This window comes from Nitrospiraceae bacterium, assembly GCA_035623075.1.
Classification (GTDB): Bacteria; Nitrospirota; Nitrospiria; order Nitrospirales; family Nitrospiraceae; genus DASPUC01.
Genome location: DASPUC010000051.1, coordinates 1 through 26,856, shown reverse-complemented (window position 1 = coordinate 26,856; position 26,856 = coordinate 1). Strand labels below are relative to the sequence as shown.

General features: G+C 55.5%; 21 protein-coding genes and 1 riboswitch. Of the genes, 12 read left to right on the top strand and 9 right to left on the bottom strand.

Annotated elements, in window-relative coordinates; all coding sequences use genetic code 11:
* Positions 1–95 precede the first annotated feature (95 nt).
* Complete coding sequence (locus VEI50_15165; GenBank protein ID HXX76469.1) at positions 96–1,079, top strand: alpha/beta fold hydrolase; 984 nt, start codon at positions 96–98, stop codon at positions 1,077–1,079.
* A gap of 48 nt (positions 1,080–1,127) precedes the next feature.
* Here the strand turns inward: VEI50_15165 and VEI50_15160 are convergent, their stop codons facing one another.
* From VEI50_15160 to VEI50_15145, 4 genes are all read right to left on the bottom strand, one after another.
* Positions 1,128–1,586 carry a hypothetical protein gene (locus tag VEI50_15160; GenBank protein HXX76468.1) on the bottom strand — a complete coding sequence of 153 codons (459 nt, stop codon included), beginning with the start codon at positions 1,584–1,586 and terminating at the stop codon, positions 1,128–1,130.
* 227 nt (positions 1,587–1,813) lie between these two features.
* Positions 1,814–2,929, bottom strand: coding sequence for a trypsin-like peptidase domain-containing protein (locus tag VEI50_15155; GenBank protein HXX76467.1), 1,116 nt, complete (start codon positions 2,927–2,929; stop codon positions 1,814–1,816).
* A gap of 5 nt (positions 2,930–2,934) precedes the next feature.
* Complete coding sequence (locus tag VEI50_15150) at positions 2,935–3,360, bottom strand: secondary thiamine-phosphate synthase enzyme YjbQ (protein HXX76466.1); 426 nt, start codon at positions 3,358–3,360, stop codon at positions 2,935–2,937.
* 1 nt (position 3,361) lies between these two features.
* Positions 3,362–4,228, bottom strand: a complete 867-nt coding sequence (locus tag VEI50_15145) for a hypothetical protein (protein ID HXX76465.1) — start codon at positions 4,226–4,228, stop codon at positions 3,362–3,364.
* A gap of 177 nt (positions 4,229–4,405) precedes the next feature.
* Here VEI50_15145 and VEI50_15140 point away from each other — a divergent pair, with 177 nt between their 5' ends.
* The 4 genes from VEI50_15140 (at position 4,406) to VEI50_15125 (ending at position 9,697) form a co-directional block, all read left to right on the top strand.
* Positions 4,406–5,056 carry a hypothetical protein gene (locus VEI50_15140; protein ID HXX76464.1) on the top strand — a complete coding sequence of 217 codons (651 nt, stop codon included), beginning with the start codon at positions 4,406–4,408 and terminating at the stop codon, positions 5,054–5,056.
* A gap of 279 nt (positions 5,057–5,335) precedes the next feature.
* A complete protein-coding gene (locus VEI50_15135; GenBank protein ID HXX76463.1) occupies positions 5,336–6,607 on the top strand; it encodes a tetratricopeptide repeat protein in 1,272 nt (423 codons plus the stop codon).
* Between the two features lie 11 nt (positions 6,608–6,618).
* Positions 6,619–9,252 carry a sigma 54-interacting transcriptional regulator gene (locus tag VEI50_15130; GenBank protein HXX76462.1) on the top strand — a complete coding sequence of 878 codons (2,634 nt, stop codon included), beginning with the start codon at positions 6,619–6,621 and terminating at the stop codon, positions 9,250–9,252.
* Positions 9,245–9,697 (top strand): hypothetical protein, encoded by a 453-nt coding sequence (locus VEI50_15125; protein HXX76461.1) that lies wholly within the window; start codon positions 9,245–9,247, stop codon positions 9,695–9,697. Before VEI50_15130 ends, VEI50_15125 begins: the two co-directional genes overlap by 8 nt.
* 19 nt (positions 9,698–9,716) lie before the next feature.
* Here the strand turns inward: VEI50_15125 and VEI50_15120 are convergent, their stop codons facing one another.
* Complete coding sequence (locus tag VEI50_15120) at positions 9,717–10,922, bottom strand: cation:proton antiporter (GenBank protein ID HXX76460.1); 1,206 nt, start codon at positions 10,920–10,922, stop codon at positions 9,717–9,719.
* 92 nt (positions 10,923–11,014) lie between these two features.
* A riboswitch (Fluoride riboswitch) is annotated at positions 11,015–11,078 on the bottom strand.
* Between the two features lie 225 nt (positions 11,079–11,303).
* On the opposite strand from VEI50_15120, the gene VEI50_15115 reads away from it, so the two are divergent.
* The 5 genes from VEI50_15115 (at position 11,304) to modA (ending at position 17,367) form a co-directional block, all read left to right on the top strand.
* On the top strand, positions 11,304–13,184 hold the full coding sequence (locus tag VEI50_15115) for a hypothetical protein (GenBank protein ID HXX76459.1): 1,881 nt from the start codon (positions 11,304–11,306) through the stop codon (positions 13,182–13,184).
* A gap of 341 nt (positions 13,185–13,525) precedes the next feature.
* Complete coding sequence (locus tag VEI50_15110) at positions 13,526–14,326, top strand: OmpA family protein (GenBank protein HXX76458.1); 801 nt, start codon at positions 13,526–13,528, stop codon at positions 14,324–14,326.
* Between the two features lie 330 nt (positions 14,327–14,656).
* Entirely contained in the window at positions 14,657–15,199 is a 543-nt protein-coding gene (locus tag VEI50_15105) for a hypothetical protein (GenBank protein ID HXX76457.1), read from the top strand.
* A 180-nt stretch (positions 15,200–15,379) separates the two neighbouring features.
* A complete protein-coding gene (locus tag VEI50_15100) occupies positions 15,380–15,925 on the top strand; it encodes a hypothetical protein (GenBank protein HXX76456.1) in 546 nt (181 codons plus the stop codon).
* Between the two features lie 455 nt (positions 15,926–16,380).
* A complete protein-coding gene (gene modA / locus VEI50_15095) occupies positions 16,381–17,367 on the top strand; it encodes a molybdate ABC transporter substrate-binding protein (protein ID HXX76455.1) in 987 nt (328 codons plus the stop codon).
* A 756-nt stretch (positions 17,368–18,123) separates the two neighbouring features.
* Here modA and VEI50_15090 read toward each other — a convergent pair.
* The 4 genes from VEI50_15090 to VEI50_15075 form a co-directional block, all read right to left on the bottom strand.
* Positions 18,124–18,327 carry a hypothetical protein gene (locus VEI50_15090; GenBank protein ID HXX76454.1) on the bottom strand — a complete coding sequence of 68 codons (204 nt, stop codon included), beginning with the start codon at positions 18,325–18,327 and terminating at the stop codon, positions 18,124–18,126.
* Positions 18,328–19,212: 885 nt separating this feature from the next.
* Positions 19,213–19,518, bottom strand: a complete 306-nt coding sequence (locus VEI50_15085) for a hypothetical protein (protein ID HXX76453.1) — start codon at positions 19,516–19,518, stop codon at positions 19,213–19,215.
* Positions 19,519–19,721: 203 nt separating this feature from the next.
* Positions 19,722–20,915 carry an efflux RND transporter periplasmic adaptor subunit gene (locus VEI50_15080; protein ID HXX76452.1) on the bottom strand — a complete coding sequence of 398 codons (1,194 nt, stop codon included), beginning with the start codon at positions 20,913–20,915 and terminating at the stop codon, positions 19,722–19,724.
* On the bottom strand, positions 20,912–24,079 hold the full coding sequence (locus VEI50_15075; protein ID HXX76451.1) for an efflux RND transporter permease subunit: 3,168 nt from the start codon (positions 24,077–24,079) through the stop codon (positions 20,912–20,914). The genes VEI50_15080 and VEI50_15075 overlap by 4 nt, the downstream gene beginning before the upstream one ends.
* 589 nt (positions 24,080–24,668) lie before the next feature.
* Between VEI50_15075 and VEI50_15070 the strand changes: the two genes are divergently transcribed.
* Complete coding sequence (locus VEI50_15070; protein ID HXX76450.1) at positions 24,669–25,460, top strand: LuxR C-terminal-related transcriptional regulator; 792 nt, start codon at positions 24,669–24,671, stop codon at positions 25,458–25,460.
* A gap of 184 nt (positions 25,461–25,644) precedes the next feature.
* Positions 25,645–26,463 carry a hypothetical protein gene (locus VEI50_15065; protein HXX76449.1) on the top strand — a complete coding sequence of 273 codons (819 nt, stop codon included), beginning with the start codon at positions 25,645–25,647 and terminating at the stop codon, positions 26,461–26,463.
* Positions 26,464–26,856 lie beyond the last annotated feature (393 nt).

Here is a 26,856-nt window from a genome sequence, read left to right as displayed (position 1 = left end):
GCCCAGAATCTTTCTCGTTGGGGAGCCACATTAACTATGGGTGTCGTTCGCAGTAGGAACGACGCCCTTTTTATTTTAGGATGTGTACTGTGTACATGGGTGCCAGCGTTTCATTCCAACCACCACTGATTCTCCGCAATACCCATGCCATGACACTCGTCTCACGTTATTGGCCAAGGGGCCTGCTGTTGAAGGGTGTTCCTCAGGAAGATCGACTGTTCACTGTCGAGCCAGGCACCCAACTCCTGGGTGTCTGCCACTGGCAACCAAATCGACAAACTGCTGCGACTGTAATCCTGGTACATGGCCTCGAGGGTTGCAGCGATTCGCATTACATGCACGGCATCGCCGCCAAGGCATATCGAGCAGGACTCAATGTAATTCGCATGAACCAGCGGACCTGCGGCGGGACGGAACACCTGACACCGACGTTGTATAACAGTGGCCTCAGCGGAGACTACCGATCAATCGTCCGCGAGCTCGCAACCGTCGCCGGTCTCGACCGCATCTGGTTGATCGGTTATTCAATGGGAGGGAATCTCGTGCTTAAAGCAGCAGGAGAACTCGGCTCATCAGAACCCAGCCTCAAAGGTGTGGCTGCGGTCTGTCCCAACATCGATCCGACGCAGGCCGTTGATGCCTTGGAGCATCCGAGCAATTGGATGTACCACAACCATTTTTTAACCAGACTGAAGGCTCGCCTCCGTCGGAAAGCGACGCTGATACCAGGCAAGTGGGATCTCCGGGGACTTGCCCGTCTTCGGTTGATTCGCGAGTTCGATGATCGGTATACCGCGCCGGACGGTGGCTATCGTAGCGGAGCCGATTATTATGACCGAGCTGGCTCTCGTCACGTGCTTGGGTCAATAGCCGTACCGACGTTGATCATCACATCCCAGGATGATCCATTCATTCCCTATTCTATGTTCGCTCTGCGAGCCATCGCACAAAATTCGTCGATCACGCTCGTGGCGCCTCGTTACGGAGGTCACTGCGGGTTTTTCCAGTGGAAACGAAACGGTGAAGATTCCTATTGGGCTGAGAATCGAGTCGTAGAGTTTGTCACGAGAGGCATCTGAGAGAGGCGGCTGCCTCGCTACCCGAGGCAGCCGTAGATCGACCGATTGCTATGCAGCTCTCCTTAGTTTCCGCGATTCCATGGCTGCCACCTGCGGCGCACACTTCATGACCCACGTCATGATCAGCCACACACTGGCCGCGACAATGCCGGCGATGAAAACCCAGTTATAGACCGTCTTGCCCGACTTGCTCATGAATGGCTCACATACATAAAGCAACACGCCGTATGCGATCGCCACCATCGCAAGCGTAACGATCGGCAGGATCAGAGCCCGGTACGGCATGAGCCATTTCCAGTCGACAGGCGGTTCGGCCGACAATTGACGTGCTCCAAACCAGGCGATGACCATTGCACCACCATAGCCGATAAACTGGACCAAGTCAGACGCGTGCAAATTGCCGACGGCTGTTTCGCGGAAGAGAGGGATCCGACCCAGAACCACTGCGAAAAGGGCCGTCAGGATTATCGCCACGCCGTATTCCATCATCCACGTTCGTGCTTTCATGGGTAACCTCCCGAGATCAGCTGAGTGACCTCTTCAATTCAACCTTCAGAGAAGTGTAGCACTCATGTTTTTATCCTTTACATTCATATAGTTACAAGCTGCTTTGTGGATAATCTCGATGGAACAAGCGCAGTCTCGCCCATATGTATAGATGAATAGAGCCGACACGAACAAGGCCCGTCAAGAAGGGACTATATTCTTCAAAAACCCCGGGGAAGGAGTCGCTCTTAATTGACAGCTTGCAGTGTGATCGACATGTGCTGCCGACGATTCGCACGAACGATCTCAACCGTAACTTGATCGCCGACTTTGCGTTGTTCCAAAAGATCAAGCATATCTTCGATGGTCTCAATCGGTTTGCCATCGACCCCGACGATGATATCACCCAGTTCGACGCGGCCAGTGACCGTTTCGCGTGCCCCGCGGAGCCCGGCTCGCTCCGCAGCGCTCCCACGCACAACCTTCCCGATGACGACACCTTTGATTCCCCATCGTCTGGCGATCGCATCGGGGACGAGGGAGACTCCCAACCCTGGACGGATCAGCTTCCCATATTTGATCAGCTCCGGTACGATCCGATTGACGGTATCGACTGGTACAGCAAATCCGATTCCTGCAAAAGCCCCGCTTGGACTGACGATCTGTGTATTGACCCCGATCAGCCGGCCAGCACTATCAAGCAGGGGCCCGCCGGAATTGCCGGGATTAATCGCCGCGTCCGTCTGAATTACCCCCTCAATCGTTCGATTCGAGAGAGATTTGATCGTTCGACCCAAGGCACTCACCACGCCGGTCGTCAGCGTATGGTCAAGCCCGAACGGGTTTCCAATGGCCAATACCTTTTGTCCGACACGAAGATCGTGCGACGTTCCTATTGCCACAGGTGACAACGACTCTTCCGCCGCTTGAATCTGGAGCACGGCCAGATCATGATCTGGGTCCACACCAACGATTTTGGCCTTCTGCTCCGTTCGATCGGCCAGCGTGACGGTAATCGACGTGGCCCCATAGACCACGTGAAAATTGGTGACGAGATGACCCTGCTTGGTCCAGATAAAACCTGAACCGGACCCTTGAGGGACTTCGAACAAATCGAATGACCACGGATCGCGCCGAACGGCGGTATTCGCGATGAACACTACGGACTTCGTCGCCCGCTCGAACACCGCCATTGTCGATCGTTCGTCGGGGCTCAACTCCGCCGGGGCTGGCGTCACCGGCCGTGGGCGTGCTTCAGGTCCGTCGTATGCGGAACCAAGCGGCTTACCCAACTCAGTTACAACAACACTTCCTGTGGGAACGCTGGACCAGAGCAAGAGGGAAAGTCCTACTCGTGCACACATCGGGATCATAATTCGCCGATCACCTGAATAACGAGATCTCGTGTTCGGGAACGTGTATCGAAATCGATGATGACGATCTGTTGCCATGTGCCAAGCAGTGGTGCCCCGCCGGTAAACGGAATCGTGATCGACGGACCTTGCAATTGCCCGCGCAAATGACTGTGGCCGTTGTCTTCACCGGCATTCCTCGTGTTGTGTTGCCAATGAGGATCTGCGGGTATGGCCCGATCCCAAAACGTTTTGGTATCGGCACGGATGCCTGGTTCATCCTCGATAATCATGACCGATGCAGTGGTATGCCTGACAAAGACCGTCACAATCCCCGAGGACAGTTTCGTGCCAGCCACGGCCTCTCCGACCGTTTTGGTGATATTTTCAATCTGGGTGTCGCCATGCATGTTGATGCGTAGCGAAATGGTTTTCACCGCCATGTCAGAACTCCATGCTTCTGAGAAACTGCCGTTCGCTGCTGGTGAGCGCTTGCCCACGAGCCTCTTCCAGAATGGCATCGAACGTACCTCGCGCAGCGAGCCTGCGTAGCATCTTCATCACGGGCTTACTCAAAATGCCCTCGTGCTGCAGCTTCTCCAGGTAGGTAAAGGCTTCGGCAAGTGTTTCTTTTTGACGTACATAATAGTCTCGTCCGCGGCGCTGGTTACTGTAGGCCTCGAACTGCTCACAGGCGACAAGAATTTCCGCTAACTGCTTGACCCATGGTTGTGCGGCTGTCAAACGCTCAGGGTAGTAGTAGTACAACATGATCTGGTGCATCCAGGGAACCCATCGAACACCCATTCGGCGCATGCGTGGTCGGACTGCTTGGAGTCGTCTCGTCAAACGACGCGCATATCCCAACCGCATTTCGACCTGCTCCTTCGCCCAGGCATCCATCCGAATGCCGTCCGCCTCCAGAGCCTTTCGATATCGAGTCAGAAAGGCCTCGGTCTCTCGTCCGTACTTGGTTTCTGGATGTATAGCTCTCCATTCACGCGGCCTGGTTGGGATTCCCCGTTCCTTTGCCCATGACCAGATCCGGCCGAAGAGAACACGATCGAGACCGGCCCGACCGAGATCGTGCAGTAAACAGGCGGTCTGATAGAGTCGCACCCGCTCAGCCTTATGCCCCAGCGCTGTCGCGACTGCTGCGCACATACGCGCTGTCCGTACGGCGTGGGGTCGGTCGTAACCGCGAATCACATGACCGGGCCGACGCGGATTCGGATAGTCATAAAGCTTCATCAACTGAGTGACCAACGATCGGGCAATCAGCAGCGGAGCAGATTGTGCGCGAGATGGCATCAAGGTAATACAGGGCAGGTTGCGACGTATCTCCAGACTTTTGGATGCTGAGAATATCGTTCGCTGAAAGAGCCTGTCAAGGTAAGTCAGTCGACAAAAGCTCGCCCAACCCCACGATCTTTGCTATGCTGAGACCAGTTGAGCGATCGGCAGTGTATTCGATCCGGAGAGGCAACCATGTCTGAGAGAAACAGGCGCTGGCAGCTGAGTCTGGCGGGCGTCGTCGTTGGGGTATTGGGATCGTCGGTTCTGGAGAGCGCCGCCGCATCGCTTGATCAGCTCACTGACCTGACTGGAAGGGCAACTGCGGTCGTCACGCTCAAAGGGCGCGACAACTTCTCTAGTGAGTATCGCTATGACGTCAGTGTCAAAAACCAGTCCCCTGATTTGCTCATCGCTGATTCTCTCATCGTCGTCCTGGATAAGATCACCAACCTGGCCGGAGAAGAGCAAGACAATCTGAAGGGTGAATCTTTTTTGAAATTGTTCGACGTCTTGGGCCAAGACGGTGAAACTGACGACGGCAAGCCGTTCTTTCGCATTCCAGTCGGATCGAGTCCGGACCTCGCTCCTCAGACCATCAGTATCCCTGCTTCAGTTCGCATCAGGAACAAAGAGTATCTTATTGTCTTCACGCCCTCATTCAGAGTATTCGGTCAGAAGCGCGTGCCGCCGGAACCCCGACGTATCGAAGCGACTGCTCCAGCCCCAACCCCCGTGCCGCCCCCTGCCCCTCCCAGCCGAAACTCAGTTGACAAACTGATTCAGCTGTTGATCAAGAAGGGCGTGCTGACTGAAGATGAATGGAAGAGGGCCAATCAACCATAATAACCTCTGTCTATCCATCAGCATGTATCGGCAGCTTACCGATACAATCGTATCGATGGGATCTTTTCGTAAGTTGGAAAAATGAGGGTTCTTTTCCAAGGGTAACGCCCGTTTTGTAATCCGCGCTAGCGATCCTGCCTAATTACCTTCATGGCCCAGCCAGGCAGCCGCCGATAATCCTCCCCCTTCAATATCACCCGCCCGCGATAAAACCGGCAACACGCCCGTGGTATATAATAGGTTCTAGCCTGCCGACTCTTGGAGTATCACAGGAATGATATGACATATGGTCGCACCCCTGTGATCTTCACTCTCTTCGTGGCAGGCACGATGCTTGTCTCTTCGATTCCTTCCCACGGAGAGGAAACACTCCCTTTAGAGAACGGGGCTTCAACTTCCTCATTCTCGAACAACGCTCTCGAACCCCGTGATACCCCGGCGGACAAATCCAATTCAGATCGTGGGAACGACCGGGAGGAGGAGGCCGCTGATCTGCCCACCTCGCTTGTCGACCTGAGGGATGCGGTTCAGACCTTTCCGAACTCGCTGCAAGATCATCTTGAATTGGCCGATACACTCTACCGAGTCGGTGACGTGGACCAGGCGATTGATGAATACCGCATCGCCCTTAAACTAAAGCCCGAATCTGCCAGGGCGCATATGCAGCTCGGTGTAGCCTTGATGACCAAGCAAGATTGGCGCACAGCGATGGTGGAACTCAAGGAAGCGATTCGTCTCGACCCTGATCTGACACAGGCACACTACAATCTCGGCACTGTTTATTACACGACAGGCAATCTCAAAGGCGCGATACAAGCCTATCAACGAGCGTTGGAGCTTCAGAATCATTTCCCCGACGCTCGCTATCGTCTGGCTCTCGTCCTGAAGCTGAGCCATCGAGATCAGGAGTCGGCACAATCTATGGAGGAGGCGGCACGAGGCGGCGTTGCACAGGCCCAATACTTTATCGGCAATGCCTATCGTACAGGCCAAGGAGTGGAGAAGAACACCGCCCTTGCGGTCTACTGGTGGACAAAAGCCCTTGCGCTCGGTCATCAACCGGCCGCGACATCGCTCTCGCAACTTCGCCGCCAAGCCTTGTCTTCGACACAGCCGGAGGCGAAACGCCAGGAGGCCTTGGAGGCCTTTCGAAATTATCGAGACAAGCTCTGGGACAATTTCCCCGACCTCTCGCGCGACGGCGAAGCCGAGACATTGGGAACAACGCTCCTCAAACAGAATCGTAGCGACCAGACCGTATCGGTGCTGCTACAAGAAAGCTACGCTCTGAGCGAGGCAGCACAGATTGAGCTCGCTCGATTGTACGAAATGGGATGGGAACCGCATCTGGCTCCTTTCGACAAGAGGATTCTGACCTCCTTCGAAATCACGGCCAACGACGGATTCGTCCCAGCCAAGAAGATCCTGGCGTCCATTTACGCCAAGGGGATCGGCACGATTCCGGACCTCCCGAAGGCGAAAGCCCAACTCAAGGGATTGCCGAAGCAAGAGATCACATCAATTCTCTCCGACCTTCCGTCTCAGCCGTAGAGTGTTCGAACATGCTGAATTACGCAAGAATCTGGCGTGCCTTTCTCGAATCGCGCTGGCTTCAGGCTTGCGCCATAGGGGTGCTGGCCACGTCTCTTGCGGCGATTCTGATGGTCCTCGCCCCTACGACCTTCACGGCATTGAATTGGGCTGCCTACGACGCCTGGCTCCGGCACCGGGGTCCTGTTGAAGTCAGCCCGTCTCTGCTCCTTGTGATCCGCGATCAAGCGAGCGACGCCAAGTTCGGAGCCGGCCAATGGGATCGAGCAATCCTGGCTCGCGTCCTCACCGAAATCCATGACGCAGGGGCGATTGCGATTGGCCTCGATCATCGGTTGAGTCACGCCAGCCCAGCTCAACTTGGCGGTGCAGCCAGCGATGCTCTGTTGTTGGAAGCTACTAAAGCGGCCGGGCCGGTTGTCTACCCCTTCGATTCAGAACCCTCGGTGGCCTCGGATACGACGATGTTCGGGCATCTGCTGGCGTCCCGACAACGGGATCATGTGGCCCGCTCCATTCCCCTCTCTCTTGAACTGGATGGACGGACGGTGCCTGCATTCGGGAGCGTGTTGTTTGAACAAGCCAAGACGAAACCCGGTTCTACGAACAACGAGGGGACGATCCTTGTGAACTATGCTGGAGACGGGTCCATCAACTCGCTCCCAACCCTCTCATTCGTCACACTGTGGGAAGCGATCGAAGCAAACCATGAAGAGCAACTAAATGGATGGTTCAAAGACAAGGTCGTGGTGATGCTTTCTGACCCGGCAAGTCCCGCGACCTGGCTTCTCCCAAGCGGCCAGTCCGTCACCGGCATCACAATCCATCTGCATCTGTTGAACATGCTCCTGACTGGCAATCGTGTCTGCCAGCTTGGTGCGGTCGGCAGCTATATCGCAGCGTTCCTTCTTGCCGGTCTCGTCTCTTGGACCTTGCTGTATTCTCGAGAATCGCGCGGACTCATCCTCGCCGGAGCTGTTGTCCTCGGGTATGGCTGCGCCCTGCTCTTGGCGCTGTCCTTCGCGGACCTCGTATTTCCATTTGCGTTGCCGCTCATAGCGGCGTTGATCGTTCTCGTCAGCACGACCGTCTGGAGCCATCTCACGGCAAGTCAGCAGATGCGCCTCCTCGAACGAGACATGTTGCGACTGCAGCAAGAAGCCGCGGCTGTGCGCGAGGCCCTGGTCCTCCGGGAAACCCGTGCTGAAACGTTGGAAGAGGATCTGGAGCAGGCGCGGGCCGCGATTGCACACTCCGCCGGTCAGCACGTAGACCTGTCACGCACCATGGAAGCGCTTCGGAGGGAACTAGCAGTCGCCCAAACTCAGGAGGAAGAGGCGCGTACACAGCTGGAAACTCTTGAGCAGCAACTGCATAGTCTACGTGCAGCCACGAATGAGTCCGTTGCCATGGCCGATGTTGAACTCGATCGTCTTCGCGGGGAATGCCTGCAGTTTGGCATCGTGACCCAGGATACCGGGCTCCTATGCCTCTACCGCGACCTGAAAAGAGGCGCGAAATCACCGTTGACCGTCTTGTTGCTCGGCGAGCCTGGTACCGGCAAAGAACTCTTTGCCCGTGCAGTGCATCGGCTCAGTCCACGGACCGGCAAGACGTTTATTGCAGTGAACATAGCCGCTATCTCGCCCGAACTCTTTGAAAGCGAATTGTTCGGCCATGTGAAAGGCAGTTTCACCGGTGCGTCGGCGGACCGGCGCGGGTATTTCGAACTGGCAAACCACGGAACCATCTTCTTGGATGAAATCGGGGATTTGCGGCTGGACCATCAGAGCAAGCTGCTGCGCGTGCTGCAGGAAAAGTCATTTTATCGTGTCGGCGCAACCATCCCCACCACCGTCGACGTACGCATCGTCGCTGCGACGAATCGTGATCTTCAGCGCGGCGTATCCGAAGGCTGGTTCCGAGAGGACCTGTATTTCCGTCTGACTGGCTTGGTGTTCCGGCTGCCTCCGTTGCGCGAACGGCCGGCCGACGTGCCGATCCTCGCGGACACCTTTCTGAGTGAAATTGCCACTCAGTTGGGGAAACCGGTCCCAAAGCTTTCGAACGAGGCGTTGCGTGCGTTAGTCGAACACGGGTGGAAAGGAAATGTGCGAGAGTTTCGGCATTGTTTAGAGCAGGCCATTGCACTCAGCGATAGCCCTCTCTTGACTAAAGAATCGTTGCGACTCGGCGGTGGCAGCGGGTCTACCACCGGGAGGACCAAACCGTCACAGATTCTTCCGGACCCGGCCAGCGATGCTGCCGTCTTGAATCACTTAAGGCAACATGGCTTTGACATGCAAGCGACCGCGAAGACGTTAGGCTGGGACCGCAGCACGGTCACTCAACGACTGAAAGGCCTCTGCTTTCAAGCTCTGGTCGAATCAGGCGGCGATCAGACGAAAGCTGCACTGGAAATTGCCGGAGACCCCGGCTATCTGAGAACCGTCGAGCTCAAGCTTATGGATTATTACGGTCACTTGTTATCTGTCATCGAACCATTCGCTTCAGCCGATGAAGCCCTCCTCGATTGCAAACGCCGATTCAAAAACCTACCGGACCGACACTTTCAATCGATAGAGGCCTTGGTGCGACAGCAGTTTTCTGAGAGGTCTAGCCCAATGAAAAGCAGACATGCGTGAAGGTCCTGCGGAACAGGACATTTTTGCCATGAAACAGCAATTTGTATGCGTTGTATGCGCCCTACTCGGGCTCATGCTGATTGCCGCCATGCCGGTGGGTTCTGCTGCGGCAGTCTATGCCTGTTCCGGAGCAGGTGGAGAGGTCTATACAGAAACCCCTGACGGATCGAATTGTCACCTCCTCGAGATTCAGCCTCCACCCTTGGAGTTTGCCGGCCGCCTATCCGGAATCAATACATTTACCTCAGGCCCTTGGCCTTCAGGTTCGGCAGAGGCGCAGGCAGAAATCTGTACGCTGTTCCGGGAATGGATCGCCTTAACCGGTAAGGCTAATTCATATTATTGGACTGACCCATTTCCGGAAGGCATTACTCCCGCGGAGCTGCAACGATTGCGCAACTTAGACCTGCTCTTTGCCAATCGCAGCCGACCACACTACTGCTGAAATCAACTGTATCTTCTCCCTAACCCTCGTCGCTCAGACCGTTGATACGTCGTACTGCTTTGCCTGGCTGCTCGGCTTTTGTCAGCAGGTGGACAGGGACAAAGGCAATGCCCGCGATCAGGGTGGGAACAACTGCACTCGCAATAACTGCCGCCACAAGAAAGGAATACTGCTCCTGAGTCACTAACCCATGTGCCAGTCCGTAAAGAGACGAGATTGTCCCGAACGTTAAGCCGGTCGACATGAGGAGTGTGTAGTACCACCGTTCGTTCCGATCCTGACGGAAGGCGCTGATGAAGGGATAGAGGCCGAAAATCTTCGAGGCCACCTTGCCCAAAAGCAACGCGACAAAGATCAGCGGCGCAGCCAGCAATGCCGGCAGAGACACAAGCGTCCCGGCTCGAAGAAAATAAAAGGGCGTGAGAAATCCTACTGTCAGTGTCCGTAGCCGCCTCATCCAATGCGCGTCTCTCGCAGCGCTCCCGGCGAGCACCATGCCGACGAGATACGCCGGTAGGACCGCTTCGCTTCCGGACCACAGAGCCAAGGCACCCAGTGCAAACAGAATCAGCATGACCCACTTCGTCCTGATCGCAGCAGTGCGGAACGCATAATGTTTGGTGAGCCACGCTGTCGAAGACGGTAACAACATAAGACCAGCAACAGTTCCTGCGATGAACACCAAGGTCTTATAGGTAAACGGAGCGAACAGCAGACCCAGCGCGATCACGGTCCCCAGGTCATTGATAAAACAAGATCCAAGAATCCCCTTCCCGAACTCCGTCTTATTGAATCCGGTTTCCAGCATCACTGCATAGACAACGGCCATAGAAGTTGTCGAGAGCGCCACGCCGCAGAGCCAACTCGCATTAGCATCCCATTCCAATATGTAATAGGCCACGGCAGCACAGCCCAGAAACGGCGCCAGGAATCCGATCAATCCGACGACGCTCACTTCGGTCAATTTCACACGGATCACGTCTGGATCCAGCTCCGCGCCGGCAAGAAAAGTCAGAACGACAGCTCCAGAGGCAGCGAGAAACCGAACCCACTCTGAATTGGCAGCGAAGACATCTCCCAATCCAAAGAAACCACTTGCTGCAGCAACGGCAACGCCGACGCAGATTTCAACTAATGCGATGGAAAGCCGCAGCGAGGAAGCAATGAGAGCAGAAACGACGGCAAGAGCGAGCCACAGGGAGACAGTGATAAAGATCGATTCCATGCAGGAGTCCTCCGTTCCGGCCAGGTGGTTCGCGACTGCTTCAGACCGGTTGTCACCACTATCGGCGACGGCTCCGCGGCTACGGCAGTGGGAGTAGCGTAGGAGTCATCAGCCTGGCCGAGGCGGTTTACGGGGGACCCCATCCCCTGTCTACCGACAATATACTCTATCTCGTTCGAGAAGTCCCAAGAATTTTGGCAAATGTGTGAGTTCGTGGGGCACTCCTACATGAAAGACCTGGCCGAGGGTCTCTCAAAATAAAAAAGCTGGCGCAGTCTCTTGCCTTCACCCCATCACTCTGTCAACCTCTTCATTCAGACTGCGTTAGTCCCATCAGTTGGGCCAGGGATGATTCGTTTGAGTCCAAGGAGGAGGACCACAGTGAAGCTCATCAAACAAGAAACTCACCGAGGACAATGTTGGACGGGATGGGAAACGTGGCTCTGCATGGTGACGGTCGCACTGACCATGGCTGGCTGCAGCGGCGGAGGCGATAGCGGGTCTGGTGCGAGTAGTGCGGCCTCAGCAACCAATGGCCAGGCGCTGGTCAGCATGACTGATGCGGCGGGCGATTTCCTCTCCTATATGGTGGACGTACAGTCCCTCACCTTAACCAGACGGGACGGAACGGTCGTCGAAACGCTGCCGTTAACCACGCGCGTCAATTTTGCCGATTATGTCGCAATGACGGAATTCTTTACCGCGGCGACGATTCCCTCTGGCTCATATGTTTCCGCCCGCATGCGGTTGGATTTCTCGGCGGCCGATCTCGAAGTCGAAGATGCAACTGGTAACGCAGTTTCCGTGCCTATAGCGAACATCCGCGATGGCCAAGGAAACCCCATCACGACGCTCGACGTTGCGGTCACGTTCGATAATCGCCGTGCCCTGGTGATTGCGCCGGGCATTCCCGCGCATCTGACCCTGGACTTCAATCTTCAGGCCTCGAATACCGCGGATCTCACGGTCAATCCGCCTGTCGTAACTGTCAAACCATTCCTTGTGGCAGACGTGGATCCGCAGAATCCGAAGACCATGCGGCTTCGCGGTCCACTCGAATCGGTCAACCAACAGAATCAAACTTATCAAGTGTTTCTCCGACCGATATTTGGTCCGTTGAGTATTGTCCCGCTGAGTAAACTCGGGTCGGTCACTGTTCATACAGATAGCAGTACAGTCTTTGAGATCGATGAAGTGGATTATCAGGGAGCCGCGGGGCTTTCAGCATTGGCCGCCAAGACGATTGGCACTGCGACTGTAGCAATCGGACAATGGAAGGTCGATACCAAACAGTTTAAAGCCAATGAGGTCCTGGCCGGCTCCAGCGTGCCTGGCGGAACGAGAGACGTCGTAACCGGTGTGGTCATCGCACGAACCAGCGATCAGCTGACCGTGCGAGGAGGCTCGCTGATTCGAAGCGACGGCACATTCACGTTCCACGATACGGTCACGGTGAACGTAGGAGCGGCTACAAGGGTCAGACAACAAGCCCTGATGACGCAGGGCCTGACGAAGGACGCTATCTCGGTCGGCCAGCGCATCACCGCGTTCGGAACGTTTATTGTCTCCACTAATACCTTGGATGCCACGACAGGTCTGGTCCGCTTGCTCGTGACATCCGTAGCAGGCACCGTGAACACGACGAGTGCAAGTTCGCTAGAAATGAACATCCAGCGTATCGAGGGGCGTCGGATTACACTGCTCACCTTTGCCGGAACAGGAACCTCGGCGGCCACGGATGCCGATCCGGCGCATTATCAGGTGGCCACGGGAACGTTGAGCCTAACGGGGCTGACATCCGGTACGCCGGTAAGAGTACTAGGGTTCGTGACGCCTTTCAAAACCGCACCACCCGATTTCACCGCACAGACGATTGTGAACCTCATGGATCATCCCGCCACCTTGCTGGTGAACTGGCGTCCGGCGACCGCAATGCCGTTCGTCAGCAACACGGATGCGGGATTGGTCGTCGACCTGGCAGGAGTTGGGGCAGCCCATTATGTTTGGCGAGGGCCAGTCGCGACTGATCTCGTCAGCCTTGGAGTGTCTCCCACAATCGTACCGACTAATCCGACCCAAGGGCTCTTCGCGGTGGGATCAAACGGACAGGTACAGGTCTTCACACAATTTCACGATTACAGCGTGGCGCTCGAACAGTCTCTCATGCAGGGCCAGAAGGCAAACACCGTCGGAGCCCATGGGACGTACAGCGATGCTTCGGTGACCATCACCGCAGATCAAATCTATACCGTACTTCAATGAGCAATTTCTCGCCCGGACCATCTTGCGATGGTCCGGGATCCCAACATATTCTTTCTTGTCAGAACCCATGCGTGGCTACCCCCGCATCACGTGCTGGGCGCAGTTTCCCCGCAACCCTCTGAGATTCACCGCATACTCTGAACATCTGAACTTTCCTTACACTTTTCTCGATTCCATCACCCTCCCCACTGGCACTCCGGTTGCTCTGGCCCATGGCCATCGACACGCAAGTGAACCACTGGAAGGGGGTGACACAGGTCTAAAGCCGTTCACTGTTTCTGAACCAGTAATTATTATAGCCACAACTTTGAACCTTTTATCGTCAAATGGAGGGTTACCCCATGCAAAAAAATCCATGCCAAACCAGCTCAGGTGCGATTGCGCCGACTGTCATCGGTCCCAATAAGGATATAAAGGAGGTCTATATTCTCTCCGGCTTGGTCCTCTTGCTGGCCGGGACGATCGGAGCCTTCTGGTACTACTCGGGGCAGGAACAGTCCTACGCCTCAAAGACCCCTGCTGAGAGCCTGACCGGCGCACAGGTTACGAACGTCCTCAAAACCACTACGAGCCCGATCACCGAGCCCGTCATCACCACTCAGGTCACCAAACCCGACAGCATCCACACAGATATCTATTTCGAAGTAGGTCACAAGGGCCTCACCGACGACGCGAAGGCCATCCTCGCGACGCAAGCCGATTTGGCCAAGAGCAATCCAGATCTCGGCATCCTCGTGCAGGGCTATACCGACCAACAGGGTTCAGCCAGTTACAACAAAAAGCTGGGGCTCATGCGTGGCGAGAAAGTGAAAGAGTACCTGGTCGGTCTTGGCGTCTCAGCCCAAGCGATCAAGGTGGTGAGCCTGGGTGAGGAGGGCATCCTCTGCCTCGACACCAGCGACGTGTGCCGCAACATGAATCGGCGCGTACATCTTGAATTGCGGAAAGTCGGAAAGGAACATATGATCCTCCCCACCGTCGCCACCGAACCACCAGCGACCGACTCAATTCAAGCCGTTTCTGACCGGACCAACAACGCCGAAGACCAGGGTTCCCCTGTAGACAATCTCCTCCCCTCCCTTGCCGATCCCTCGTCAACCGATCCGTCATCACTGACGACAGACCCGGCTTCCGGCAGCTGACCGGCACCGCGTGTGATCCTGGAGGAGAGATTCATCTCTTCCAGGATCCTGGTCGATGGATAGATACGGATGCGATTCTTGCCTTCGGACGTGTGGCGTAGGCGTTCCTTGGCCCGATCCTTCAGGCCAAGAATAAATAGAAAATTTTCAAATGGACGGGCGTCGCGAAAAACTCTATAGCCTTCTCGTTCGTAGTTCTGCTATGGTGCGCCCGACTGAGATCACTATGGTCTCAGGGTTCTGCAAGTCGACGGCCTGAACTCGGAGTCGATCGCGTTCCCCTTTACAGGCTGGACGGAAAAATCAAAAGATTCTCTTTGGAGGCCGGCTATGAGAGGTGCAATAGGCAACCTCGGATTATTGATGCTGCTTGCCGCTTGCAGCTCTCCCCCGGTGACGGATGGGTTTCTCGCTGATCTTCCTCGACCCGGCACACCGACGGTCGTCTGGGGAAATGATCCCGGTGCCGTCGGGGTCGCCACCACCTGGTTGCAGAAGCGAGGGCTGTCTGTCCTCGAACGGAGTATGTTAGCCATTGATATCGACACTGAGAGCACCGAAGTAGCCCACACACTTGCGGACGAAGCCGCGATTCTCCAAGCAGCGAAGAAACATGCTGTGCAAGAAGTCGTATTCGTGGACAGAGGGGGTGATTATCGAGCTCCGATGGTTACGGTTCGAGGAGTACAGATGGAGTCCGGCCGAGTGCATTGGAGTGGCAGTGCGCGGTATACAACGTTTGAGACTCGACCACCGAAAGATACGCTGGCCAACCTCACCTGTCAGGCACTTGCGACCGCGTGGAATTTCCGTCCACCAGGAACAAAATGGTTTACCTCTTCAGAGGCGATGTGCATGGTGGAGAATCGATAGAATTTTGCACACCCGAGGACAGGACGCGAGACCTTCATGTGAAGTCGCGTCACTTCGACCGAATTGCGAGAGGTTGTACCCATGAATCCCATGGACGTCGCTCGACCCCACACCTTCCGATATTCTGAGAGAGATACAATCCGTCCTTGGATTGGTTGCGCATGGTTTCTCATAGGGATCATGTGGAGCCTGTTCCTGTCGGGCTGCTCATCAACCTACGAGACCACGAAATCGGCGAGATCGCCAACCGAACAGCTCCTGTTAGCCCAATCGCTGAAGCGGGGGCTCATCGATGCCGTGTTGCCGATTGCACCAGGACGATCGGTCGCGGTGGAGACAGTGGGTCTCACAGGAGACCAGGCATTCGTGACGGCGCTGATCGAGAAGTGGCTCAGTCGAGAAGGGCTCAATTTGCCGAAAGATGGGAAAGAATCCTTGACTGCCCGAGTCACGCTGGACGCCTTTGGAACGCTCCAAGATCTGACGTTTGTTGGAATCCCACAGATCTCCGGCGGGTTACTCCCTATTGCGGTTCCGGAGCTTGCCTTCTATAAGGCCCAAAGACAGCGAGGTCTCGCGCGTTTTTCGATCGACTTCATCGATAAGAAGACCGGACGACTGATCCGCTCGACGCCGCTGTATGAAGGAGACGCATTTTATAACCAGTACACCGTTATGCTTGCCATCAACTTTCGGGATACGGACCTCCTGCCACCGCCCCCCTAGAGTGCTTTCTTAAACGAATCAACAGAGCTCCGATGCCCATGGTCATGCGGAGACTAATCCGCGAACCGCAGGGTCGAATGGGTGAAGGCAGTGGTTCGATCAACGAAGGTCTATGGAGCTGGCGACTGGGATCGAACCAGCGACCTGTTCTTCTCCTGAGATGCCCTCATGTAGTTGTGCCAGTTCTATGTGAGTCACAGGCAGATCGAAGTTGGTACAACTATAGAGGCAGGTCGAATTTGACAAATCAGCTGGCGGCTGGCAATGTCCTGCTCCCATCTACCTCATGGAGGGCAACATGGGGTAACTTGCTATCTCCCGAATCGACACTCGCCTCTTCTCAACCAGCGCGTGACCGCCAATAGACGACCCGATTATGTTCATCAGTCTTCACTGGGCTTGAACACATGCAACGATGCCTGCCCAGACTTCCAAGAGCAGCTGTGGAGGTTGCTATGACCGCCGTTGGGACCATCATGCTTGTGGCGCTTTTCGTTTCCATGGCCGGCAGCCCTGGTGATGTCACGGCACAGGCACCACACCCACTGAATCCTAAAGCCGCCCAGGAGTATGCCTCCGACACAGAAAAAGCTGCCCGCGGAGATCCCGAAGCTGCATTCCGAGTGGGTGAAGCGTTTGAATCGGGCCGTCTGGGCGGACTGAAGGATCTCAAGAAGGCCCTCACGTTTTACAGGCTCGCGGCGCAGAAGGGGCATCAGCAAGCAGCCGCGAGGGTGGCCCAAATTGAGGTTGAACTAGGCCTGACCGTTGGGGCACCTCCCAGCTTAAGACCGGCGTTCAGTGAAATCCTGCCGATGTTCGAGCGCGAATACGGTGCGGTGGTCCACATCGTGTACACGCCGTCGAAAACGCTTCTTCGACAAATAGAAAAAGGAGCGCCGATCGATGTCTTTTTGTCGGCGGGAGTGGAAGAAGTCGAGTACCTGCACAAGAAGGGACTGACACTGAACGGCCGCCCTCGGATTTTTGCGCAGACATCCCTCGTCCTCGTGATGTCGTCGGACTCCCGAGAGACAATGATTTCCCTTCGCGATGCGCTGGCGAATCGAACTACACGCATCGCCCTCGGGGATCCTGAGACGTCCTACTTGGGAGAGGTCACGGCGCGGGTGCTGACAAAACTCTCTCCCACGTATAAAAGCCGTTTCAACATTCTCTATGCGCCACATAGCGAGGACATTATGGATCTCATTCGCACAGGCAAGGCCGATGTGGGTTTGATCTATCGCGTAAACACGGTCGACAGCGTGTATGTGCGCATCAGTGATGAAACCCTAATGGAAACCCCTGTGCCGATTCAGTTCGGACAAGCAGTTGCCTCGACCTGTCGAGCCTCATTACGCTCTGTCGCAGACCAGTTTTCCGATTTCCTGATGACGACTCACGTTCAAAAACTCTTAACCAAATACGGATTTGACTGAGGAGTTATCCTATGAATTTCACCGCCCATCCAGATAAAAGAGAGAGAGTGTATAGGGGAGGAATATCCACCGGGGTTCCGGATTTCTTGTCGATGGCGAAGATGTTCTGGGCGCCAGCGCCTCGCAACGCCTTCTTTCGCGCGACCTTGATATGTTTTCGTTGGCTCCCCTTGTAGGATCCAGTGAGATGGTGGGGAGACGGGGATCGGGCGATCCCGACTGAGAATTTTGAAGAGCGGCAAAGGGTTGCAGTACCACGCGCTTTCCGTTGGATGCCTGTTTTTCGGCCCCGAAAAAATAACTTGGACCAAGAACAAGACGAGAATGAGGAAGACCATGGCCATCATGACGCTGACCCACCATGTTAAGACACGGTCTTCTCGGGATTGACGTTCTCGCGGGACGCGTTCATTCAGCACCCCGTGTGTCTTCGCGTTAAGGCTCTCGCTCCCCTCATCAGACATTTTGCTGGCGGGACAAGCCATGTGGCTACTCTTCCTTCGGCAGCAGTCCGTTTGCTGATACTGCTGGGGCAAGCAGGATCACCGGAAGGAGTGTTGTGGTTTTGGCATTCACAGAGCCACCATACCAATGCCTCAAGAATGGGGGTGGAGACCTCTCCCAGGGAAGAAGAAAGCACGTCTGAGCAGAAAGGAGCTGGCCCACTGCCAGAGCCTCCACCCGGTTCCATTCTGCGAGTCATGTGACAATGACGGACCGGCCTCCACAATACGGGCTGCACTGGTTCCACGAAGTTCAGACTACACGAAGCGTCGTAACCATTCGTGCACTATTTTGGGTGAGCTGCAACTGGCCTGACCGACTCATGCGATCAACTTCGAGAAAGACCTCGGACCAACTCACCCCTGGCAAGCTCAGGATCAACTCATCCATGGTACATCCAAAATTCGCTCTCACCACGTCGAGAATCTGATCGCCAAGAAATGCTTGTTGCAGCATACGCCCCTCCCTGGATCTGATCAGCGCTTTGAAACTCCAGGTTATGCGAAGATTCACCACATCTGCTAAGGAAGAGTCGGAGAAACAGGCAAGTCTTGGTCCCACGTGTAGAGGGGCTCCAGGGGCGTTCCGAAATGGCTCAGAAAGAGGGTCAAATCCAACAGGAGGGGGACAACACAGTGCCGATTCATGTAACTGGTGACGGTCAACCTGCAGAGGCTTATTCGCGTTTCACACGGTGCGCGCTGAGCGAAACCGCGCGATGACGATTGGCTAGTCCCCCGCAATTCAAGCTACTTCGAGGATTGCTTAACCTCATTGAATTGAGAGTCTCTTTCGGCTCCTAACAGCCGCCTTTCGTCCAATCAACATGGGGAATATAACTTTCTCGCACTCTCACTTCAGGAAGTGATTTGATCGGTGAATACGGCGCAGATTTTAAAGGCCAAGTGAAGAGAATGATGCTGACTATTTAATTCGGCGGAGCTGGATTTTCGGAGGGTCCGCGATGACTCGTGAGCACCCGGTTATCCCGACAGGGGCCTTCATGCTGCTCGCGGTCGCAATGGTCGGGTGCCGAAGGGCCTTCCATCAATCGGCCGCAGTAGGCAACGACTCATGGTATGGGTCTAGCGAGATAAGCAACAGCTGTAACAAGGGAAACGAAGAAAACGACCATGGATGTGATATTGCGAGCTCGCCAACTTGGGGCCTTAACTCCAACTAAGCGGAGTACCGCGTACGCTATGCAATAAATAATATATCCCAACAGTTGTTCCATGATGCTCCTGCAAGCGAACAGCCATAGAACTGAGTTTATCTCGAATCGGACTGCTGTCAAAAAACATTCTCTAAAAGCAAACTGGCGGTTTGTACTCCATAGCACTACACATGTTCTTCACAAGGGAAAGTAAAGACCTTGAGGGCGACAGGCTGCCCGTGTGTAGCCTTTCCTCGTGCCGCGTGAAGCGCCTTGAGCGCGCTGACTGCCCTGTCTGCGAGTTCGGATGGGAGAACCGAAAAAATAATGGAGTTGATGTCAGGCTTGAGGAAGGTCCCAAACACTCGACCAGTGACACCCTTGCCCATGACGTTGCTCAGTATGGTGTACGCATTGACGCCGGTATCGTTCAAGAGCTTTTCCAACTCACCTAACATAGAGTCCCGAGCCACAATGATTAACGTTTTCATATGTATACCATGCCTCCTTCTTTATTCATTTGCTTTTGAACCAGCCCTAAGACAGATAGCTTTCGTTGAAAGATCGACGGGCATTCCTTCGCATTCCAAGTGAGGATTGTGACCCAGGTGAGTCGATCGTGTTCTGAGGAAACTTTTCGAAAGGTCCAGCAATCAGCAAACGATCGGAGAACAAAACTCGGTTTCCCTACAGATTATTCCTTCGAGGCGGGCGTTTCCGTCGTGACGAGGTCATACCCGGGCGCAGGCGTCACGACGCGCACCTTCCTGCCTTCGAGCAACGCAGCACTGGGATTGTTGATGATACGGTCGGTCGGAGAAAACCGCTCTGCCACTTCGACGGCGTTATCCAGGGGTTTGGTCACCGTGATGGGCTTCAAGTGCACGCGCTGTTCCTCTGTCACGACGGCCACTTGTGTGCCGTGCTCTTGGAACACCAGCGCGGTGGACGGAATCGTGTAGACTTGTCTCTCGATCGGCGCCGTAAGGCGGACCTGGGCGTAAGAACCGGGCCAGAGCGCTCGGTCCTCGTTGCTGATCGTGAAGACGGTGACTGCGGTGCGCGTGCTTACATCGAATCCGCGGGCGATGGTCAGTAACTTGAAGGTGAAATTGCGATCAGGCAATTGCGGGACGGTGACGTCGGCGGTCAGACCTGGTTGGAGAAAGGGCCCGAAGGCTGCTGGCACGTTGACAAAGAGGCGTAACTTATCGACGACAGCTACCGTAAAGAGGTTGGAGATCGCATTGGGGGTGCTGATATTGCCTTCCTTCGTGACCAAATTCCCGACGTTGATGTTGCGCTGGATGACCACGCCGTCAAAGGGAGCGACGATCTTTTTGAACCCAATGAACGCCTCGATGTTCTTGACCTTTTGCTCCGCGGCCTTGACCAGGGCGGCCTGGGCGTACATGTTTTGTTCCTGTACCGTAATCGACTGCTCGGAGACCGCATGAAGACGGCGGAGTGCGATCCACCGCTCCGCAGTCACCTCAGCGAGCCGATACTTCGCGCGCTCCGATTCCAGATCCGCATGGGCCTGCCGATATTCGGCGTCGAGATCCGGCGTGCTAATTTCGGCGAGGACGTCACCCTTCTTGACCTGGTCGCCGTAGTCTTTGTACCACATCTTCACATAACCCGTGACACGTGCATAGATCGGCGCCTCGTACCACCCCACAATAGTGCCGGGAAGCGTAATGGTCTCGGTCGCCGAAAGCGGCTTCGGAGAGACAACGGCCACGGTCGGGATGGCCGCATCGAGCGGCTCGTCGTGTACCGCTGAGGCCTCCGTTCTGCTTTCATAGGCCCGATAGCCGAAATAGAACCCACAAAAAAGCAGGACCGCAAAAAGGAGCGTGCGTGTTCCACGGAGTGTCGTCATCATGAGGCGCCTCCTTTTTGCGGAGCCACTCGTCTGCTGTAGATAATCGCATACACACAGGGCACGAAAAACAGCGTGAAGACTGTGGCCACGAACAAGCCGCCGATGACCGCGCGACCCAGCGGCGCATTCTGGGAATAGCCCGTCGCCATGGGAACCATTCCGATGATCATGGCCGAGGCCGTCATGAGCACCGGACGGAACCGGGCTTTCCCGGCCTCGATCGCGGCCCGTAATGCATTGCCGTGCTCTTCGAGCCGTTCGCGAGCGTAGGAGACGACGAGGATCGAATTGGCAGTCCCCGTGCCCATGGTCATGATGGCACCCGTCAGCGCCGGCGTGGAAAGATTTGTCTGGGTCGCGAACAGACTCCACGCAATGCCCGCCAGGGCGCCGGGCAAGGCCGTAATGATGATGAAGGGGTCGAGCCAGGATTGGAAGTTGATGACGATCAGCAGATAGACCAGCAGGATCGCGGCGAGCAGACCGAAGATCAGCTCGGTATAGGCCTCATACATCAGCGCGGCCTGGCCATGGATTTCGAGCGCCGCGCTCTTCGGCATCTCCTGCTTCATGCTGTTGGCCACCTTCTCGACATCCGCCAGCACCCCGCCCAGGTCACGCCCTTCGGCGGAGACATAGATGTCGAACAGCGGCATGATGTTCCCATGCGTGATCATGCCCGGCGTACCTTCCACGGACAGGTGAGCCAAATTACCGAGCAGCTGCACATCGTGATCGTTCGAAGAATTACTCGAAGAGTTGACTGGGATGGTCTTCAGACTATTAATGCTATTGACCTGCGCCTGTGGCGTATAGACATTGATCAGGTACGACATGCCGGTACTGGGATCGAGCCAAAACATCTGGTCGACCTGTTGGCTGCCGGCGGTCGTCATAAGCAGATTCTCGGCCATGTCCTTCAGGGTCCTGTCCACACCGAGTCCGAACGTGCGATTGCCTTTGACCGTAAGGGTCGGGGTGCTCATCGTTTGCTGGATCACCACATCCGCGGTGCCGGGGATCTCGCTAAACTTGGCCGCCAATTTGCGGGCGAACTCGTAGTTGGGATACATGTTCGGACCGTTGACCTGCACGTCGATCGGCGCCGGGGCGCCGAAGTTGAGAATTTTGGCCGTAAGGTCGGAGGGCTGGAACGTGAATTCGGTGCCCGGGTAGCGCTCCGTCAAGCCTTTGCGGAGAATGCGCCGAAACTCCCACACCGGCGACTTTTCATTCTTTAAGAGGATCGTCAGATCGCAATCCTGGGAACCGACCGTCGGCGTCGGAATGAAGGCGAGGTTGTGCGGACCGACAGGCAGGCCGCAATTACTGACGATATTTTCGACCTGACCGGGCAGCAGTTCCTCGATGGACTCGGAGGCCAGCGTGGCGATACGTCCGGATGCCTCGATACGAGTTCCGAGCGGCGCCCGCATATGCATCTGAATCACGCCCGACCGGATCTCGGGGAAATAATCACGGCCGAGGAAGAAAAAGAGGGACAGGGAACCCACCGCGATCGCCAGCGAGATCATGACGAAGGCGCTGCGATGGGCGATCACTCGTTCGAGCAGCGCATTGTAGCGATCACGGAACCGGTCGAACCCGCGTTGGAAGCGCCTGAAGATGCCAGACGGCTCCTTCGCCGGCCGTGTGTCATGCTCGTCCCCCTGCAACGCGTGGTGAACCCGGAGTATGTACTTTGCCATGGTTGGCAGGAGCGTGAACGACAGGACAAAGGACGCGAGCATCGCAATCATGACTGCCTCTGCCATGGGCTTGAAGAGGTAGCCCCCGACGCCCCCGAGTTCGAAGAGCGGGAACCAAACGACCGCGATGCACAGGGTGGTGACAAACGTCGGGAGAACAAGCTGCTGTGAGGCGTCAATAATCGCCTGCTCCAGTGGTTTCCCCATGGCGAGGTGGGTATCGATGTTCTCGATCATCACAGTCGCGTTGTCGACTAGAATGCCGACGGCCAGCGCTAACCCGCCCAGGGTCATGATATTGATTGTTTCGTTGAGCCAATGTAGGCCGATAAGTGCGGTCAGGATCGAGAGCGGAATCGTGGTGGCGACGATGATCGTCGGTCGCCAGGAGCCGAGCAGCACCAGCACGATGAGGCCGACCAGCGCACCGGCAGTCACCATTTCATGGACGACGTCTGAGATCGAATCCTTGACGAAGGTCGAGGCATCGTCGAGGAGCCTGATCTTCACGCCATCCGGGATGACTTCCTGGACGCGGGGCATCATCTTCTTGATCCCTTCGACCACATCCAGGGTCGAGGCCTCGGTGCTCTTCATCACGACGATGATGACGGTCTGCTTGCCCTTCACCAGCACCGAATTCTGTTGCACCCGGCCCATGAGGCGCACAGTAGCAACGTCGCGCATATAGACGAACGCGTTGCCTTCCCGCTTGACGGGAATATTGGCAAACTCCTCGATCTGCAGCGGCGAGGCATTCGTCTGGACGATCCAGTCGGTCGGCTTGATCTTGATGTCGCCGGTCGGGAGCACGCGGTATTGCTGCAGGAGCACATCGTGGATATCGGCCGGCGTGAGATGGCGGGCCAGTAATTTCTGCTGATCGAGGTTGATCATGACCTGCATGTCCTGACCGCCATAGGGGTGCGGCAGGATCGCCCCGTTGACCGTCACAAGGAGGGGCCTGATCCGCATGAAGGCGAGGTTATAGAGCTCCGCGGGTGTCAGGCTGTCGGAGCTGATTTCGAGCATGGCCACCGGGATAGCGGATGGCGCGAGACGCATGATCATGGGTGGGGAAATATCCGGCGGCAGCCACCTGACAACCCTCTGCGCGATGGCTGTAATATCGGCTTCGGCCCTACCCACGTCCACCCCGTCCTGCAGATAAATATTGGTGATAGCGAAGCCGAAGTACGAGTGACTATGGATGTACTTGATGCCTTCCACTGTCGCGGTCAGGGCGCGCTCGAACAAATACGTAATGCGCCCTTCCACAGCCTGCGGCAGCAGGCCGGCGTAATCCCAGACCACGGAGGTGATAGGAATCGTGATATTCGGGAAGACATCGGTCGGCATATGGAGCACCGACAAGGTCCCGAAGACCACGATGAGGAGGGCAAAGACCACGAAGGTGTAAGGCCTGCGCAAGGCAATGAGGACAATCTGGTTCATGTGCGAATCCTGCCGATAGGCATTTTTGTGGACGTCGCTTGCCTAAAAATGGCTTCGAGCCACATCAATCCGCAATAAAACAGATGTAGCAAGGGTTTACTCAGCCGTCAAATTCTCTCTACAACGTCTTGTAGTAAAGTTCTTACGCAGGCAAACTGCTTACCTGATTGTCGTATTCATTCGACATTGCAGGTACTCGCCCTGAATGACAGGTGACAACGGCTGCATGTGCATAATTTATTAGACAATTTATTCGCACCTATTGCCGCCAGCTCTGTCCAGTTCTGTTCAACATTTCGAACTGAAGAACGCAGAAGAATACGAATGGTGCATTTACGCGCTGAGCGAGCTGTGCGGAATCTCACAATTCCGACAGAAGCGTGGGGTATCATTTACGTGCTGAGCGCGTTGTGCGAAATTTCACAATTCAGACAGAAGCGTCGCTAGATGGTTGACAAGAATGCATAGTGACATTGTTGAAGATAGCGTGGTTGTACTAGATTGCATCGGGGTAACGTAGAAACACCACAAATGGTATTGATCTTGCTGCTCCTTCCGTCCAGTTACATCGTCGACAAAATGATTTGTTATGTCATACGGACACTCGCCGGGACCTTTGACTCGCGCTCCAGGCCAACTTCTTGACCTCGATGCTGTTGCCTGGACTCCGATCCTGGCCGCCCTCTGGAGATATTGTCTCTCTGTCGCAACAGTTGGCATCGGGATTTTTATCTCGACCCACCTGATGGCCTTTAGTGATCGAGCAAACCTGTTCATTCCCCTGTTGGCCGTCATTGTGAGCACCTGCTATGGAGGTCTGGGATCCGGGTTGCTTGCCACCGTCCTTGCAGGCGCCGGAGCCGCCTATCTTCTGCTACATCCGCTCAACTCAATGGCGATTCACGATTGGGATGATCTGCTTCGATGGATTTTCTTTGTCGGGACCTCATTCGTCATCGTCCTGCTGATCTGGCGGCAACAGACGTCCCAACAGCTTGCCAGCCGGCTTACGAGTGCAGTGTCACAGTTCAGGGCAGGGACGAACGGCAATGTCGGCAAGAAAGCCGAGTTGTCCGAGGTCACTCGCGCAGGGGAAACCGTGGGGAAACATCAGGAGCTCGCCAGCGAGAAGGTAGGACGGAACCTGGCCATAGGCGTCAATGCCAGGATTCCCAGTCTGCCTCATGAGACCCTGTCCAAACGCGAGGATCAAGTCTTCCGTTTGCTCATCACAGGTAAGGGCCTGTCAGCTATTGCGACAGAATTGGAACTGAGCGTGACGACCGTGAGTACCTACCGAGTGCGCATCCTCAAAAAAATGAACCTCACGAACAACGCCGAGCTCATAGGCTACGCCATCAAGCGCGGTTTCCTTGACTAGTCGGAGTCGGCTTCTCTACGGCGGAACTCGATGCCATAAATTACCGTCCTTTATTTACCGACATAGATGAATGGGATTCCTGACCTGCCTCCTCTGGTGTAGGTTAAAGTGACAAGCCCTGATCTGAAATGTTACAAAATAATCTCATACTCTGCTTCTACTTCCAGAATAAAAGTGTTGCATCATGCTGGGATCACTGATTGGGATCTTTCTTACTTCGACAGGCATTATCATCGGGGCCGATGCGGTCCTGTTGGGCTCCACTGTTCCGCCTCCTGCTCAAGTCGACAAGACGTGCCAACTCGGCTTACGGAGTGCTGGCACACTGCAAGGGTGGTATGGAGAGAATCTATACCTGTACCAGCGCTTTCATGAGGTATGTCGGGAACTCGCACGATCGTCAAAACTACAGTCCCTGGAGGCCCAAGCCGATAGGTTAGCCAAAAAGCTCGAGCAGACGTATCGAGAACACACTGGGATTCAGCCACCGAAAGCGGCGAACCTTCCCCCTCCCTCGAATGAGCATGTGGCCTATGTAGCAGTGGCCGGCTATGAGAGAGAAACTCCACTGGTTACAGTGCGCGAAATCCGGTGGAGAAAAAACGGCCGGGGCAACTGGCATGTGACGACGGAGCGCGTGAGCCGGTTAAGCGCCCATGGCTGTGGGGCTCGGTTCATCGGAGAAGACGGCGTCGCGAACGTCCTTCTTGATAAAAGCGCTCATTTCAAAGAGGAGAAACGCCGCCCGGAAGTGCTGGCCGGCAGTCTCGCCAATCAATTGTACAAGGATGATGATTGCCTCGACTCATCCTTTTCGATCGACGAGGCCAAGGCGTTGTACAAGATTGCAGTCCGCCTCACGATCGATCATGGAGAGCAGTTTGCCATTGAAGCCGGAGCGGTGGGGGGCAGACTGCGCCTTCTGACGATTCCTCCTGTGGGTTCTATCAAGCAAGAAGTCATCGACCCTGAACAGTATGTAGCAGACCGCCTTGCGAGTTAGTACAAGTTTCCTGATATCATTCCTCCCGAGAAAGAAATGACCTCCCTCCTGTCATCAAGCAACTTGAATGGGATTGAGGCGCAACAAAATCCCGACTCGGATCGGTTGTGCAAGCCCCTGGGATTCTGTGGAAAGGGCTGGAGCCGGCGACTGGAATCGAACCAGCGGCCTGCGGTTTACGAACTTCCGAAAGTCCAACCTCAGACAACCTAGGCCCACAAGAAACCACAAGTCAGGGTATCGCCCACGTGGCGGCAGATGGCGCTGGTTTGTCCTGTCCTGGTAGCAGCGTGGTAGCAGAGTCAGATGACGAGGACGGTTAATGGTTGCTTCTTTGTATGACCTAGCCCCGTTGTAGTTGTACGAGTTTCAACATGAGTCAGGCAGATTGCG

Bases quoted from the DNA above. Each gene is read 5' to 3' on its own strand.
- VEI50_15165 (HXX76469.1), top strand. From the start codon at position 96: ATGGGTGCCAGCGTTTCATTCCAACCACCACTGATTCTCCGCAATACC.
- VEI50_15160 (HXX76468.1), bottom strand. From the start codon at position 1,586: ATGAAAGCACGAACGTGGATGATGGAATACGGCGTGGCGATAATCCTG.
- VEI50_15155 (HXX76467.1), bottom strand. From the start codon at position 2,929: ATGTGTGCACGAGTAGGACTTTCCCTCTTGCTCTGGTCCAGCGTTCCC.
- VEI50_15150 (HXX76466.1), bottom strand. From the start codon at position 3,360: ATGGCGGTGAAAACCATTTCGCTACGCATCAACATGCATGGCGACACC.
- VEI50_15145 (HXX76465.1), bottom strand. From the start codon at position 4,228: ATGCCATCTCGCGCACAATCTGCTCCGCTGCTGATTGCCCGATCGTTG.
- VEI50_15140 (HXX76464.1), top strand. From the start codon at position 4,406: ATGTCTGAGAGAAACAGGCGCTGGCAGCTGAGTCTGGCGGGCGTCGTC.
- VEI50_15135 (HXX76463.1), top strand. From the start codon at position 5,336: ATGACATATGGTCGCACCCCTGTGATCTTCACTCTCTTCGTGGCAGGC.
- VEI50_15130 (HXX76462.1), top strand. From the start codon at position 6,619: ATGCTGAATTACGCAAGAATCTGGCGTGCCTTTCTCGAATCGCGCTGG.
- VEI50_15125 (HXX76461.1), top strand. From the start codon at position 9,245: ATGCGTGAAGGTCCTGCGGAACAGGACATTTTTGCCATGAAACAGCAA.
- VEI50_15120 (HXX76460.1), bottom strand. From the start codon at position 10,922: ATGGAATCGATCTTTATCACTGTCTCCCTGTGGCTCGCTCTTGCCGTC.
- VEI50_15110 (HXX76458.1), top strand. From the start codon at position 13,526: ATGCAAAAAAATCCATGCCAAACCAGCTCAGGTGCGATTGCGCCGACT.
- VEI50_15105 (HXX76457.1), top strand. From the start codon at position 14,657: ATGAGAGGTGCAATAGGCAACCTCGGATTATTGATGCTGCTTGCCGCT.
- VEI50_15100 (HXX76456.1), top strand. From the start codon at position 15,380: ATGTGGAGCCTGTTCCTGTCGGGCTGCTCATCAACCTACGAGACCACG.
- modA (HXX76455.1), top strand. From the start codon at position 16,381: ATGACCGCCGTTGGGACCATCATGCTTGTGGCGCTTTTCGTTTCCATG.
- VEI50_15090 (HXX76454.1), bottom strand. From the start codon at position 18,327: ATGCTGCAACAAGCATTTCTTGGCGATCAGATTCTCGACGTGGTGAGA.
- VEI50_15085 (HXX76453.1), bottom strand. From the start codon at position 19,518: ATGAAAACGTTAATCATTGTGGCTCGGGACTCTATGTTAGGTGAGTTG.
- VEI50_15080 (HXX76452.1), bottom strand. From the start codon at position 20,915: ATGATGACGACACTCCGTGGAACACGCACGCTCCTTTTTGCGGTCCTG.
- VEI50_15075 (HXX76451.1), bottom strand. From the start codon at position 24,079: ATGAACCAGATTGTCCTCATTGCCTTGCGCAGGCCTTACACCTTCGTG.
- VEI50_15070 (HXX76450.1), top strand. From the start codon at position 24,669: ATGTCATACGGACACTCGCCGGGACCTTTGACTCGCGCTCCAGGCCAA.
- VEI50_15065 (HXX76449.1), top strand. From the start codon at position 25,645: ATGCTGGGATCACTGATTGGGATCTTTCTTACTTCGACAGGCATTATC.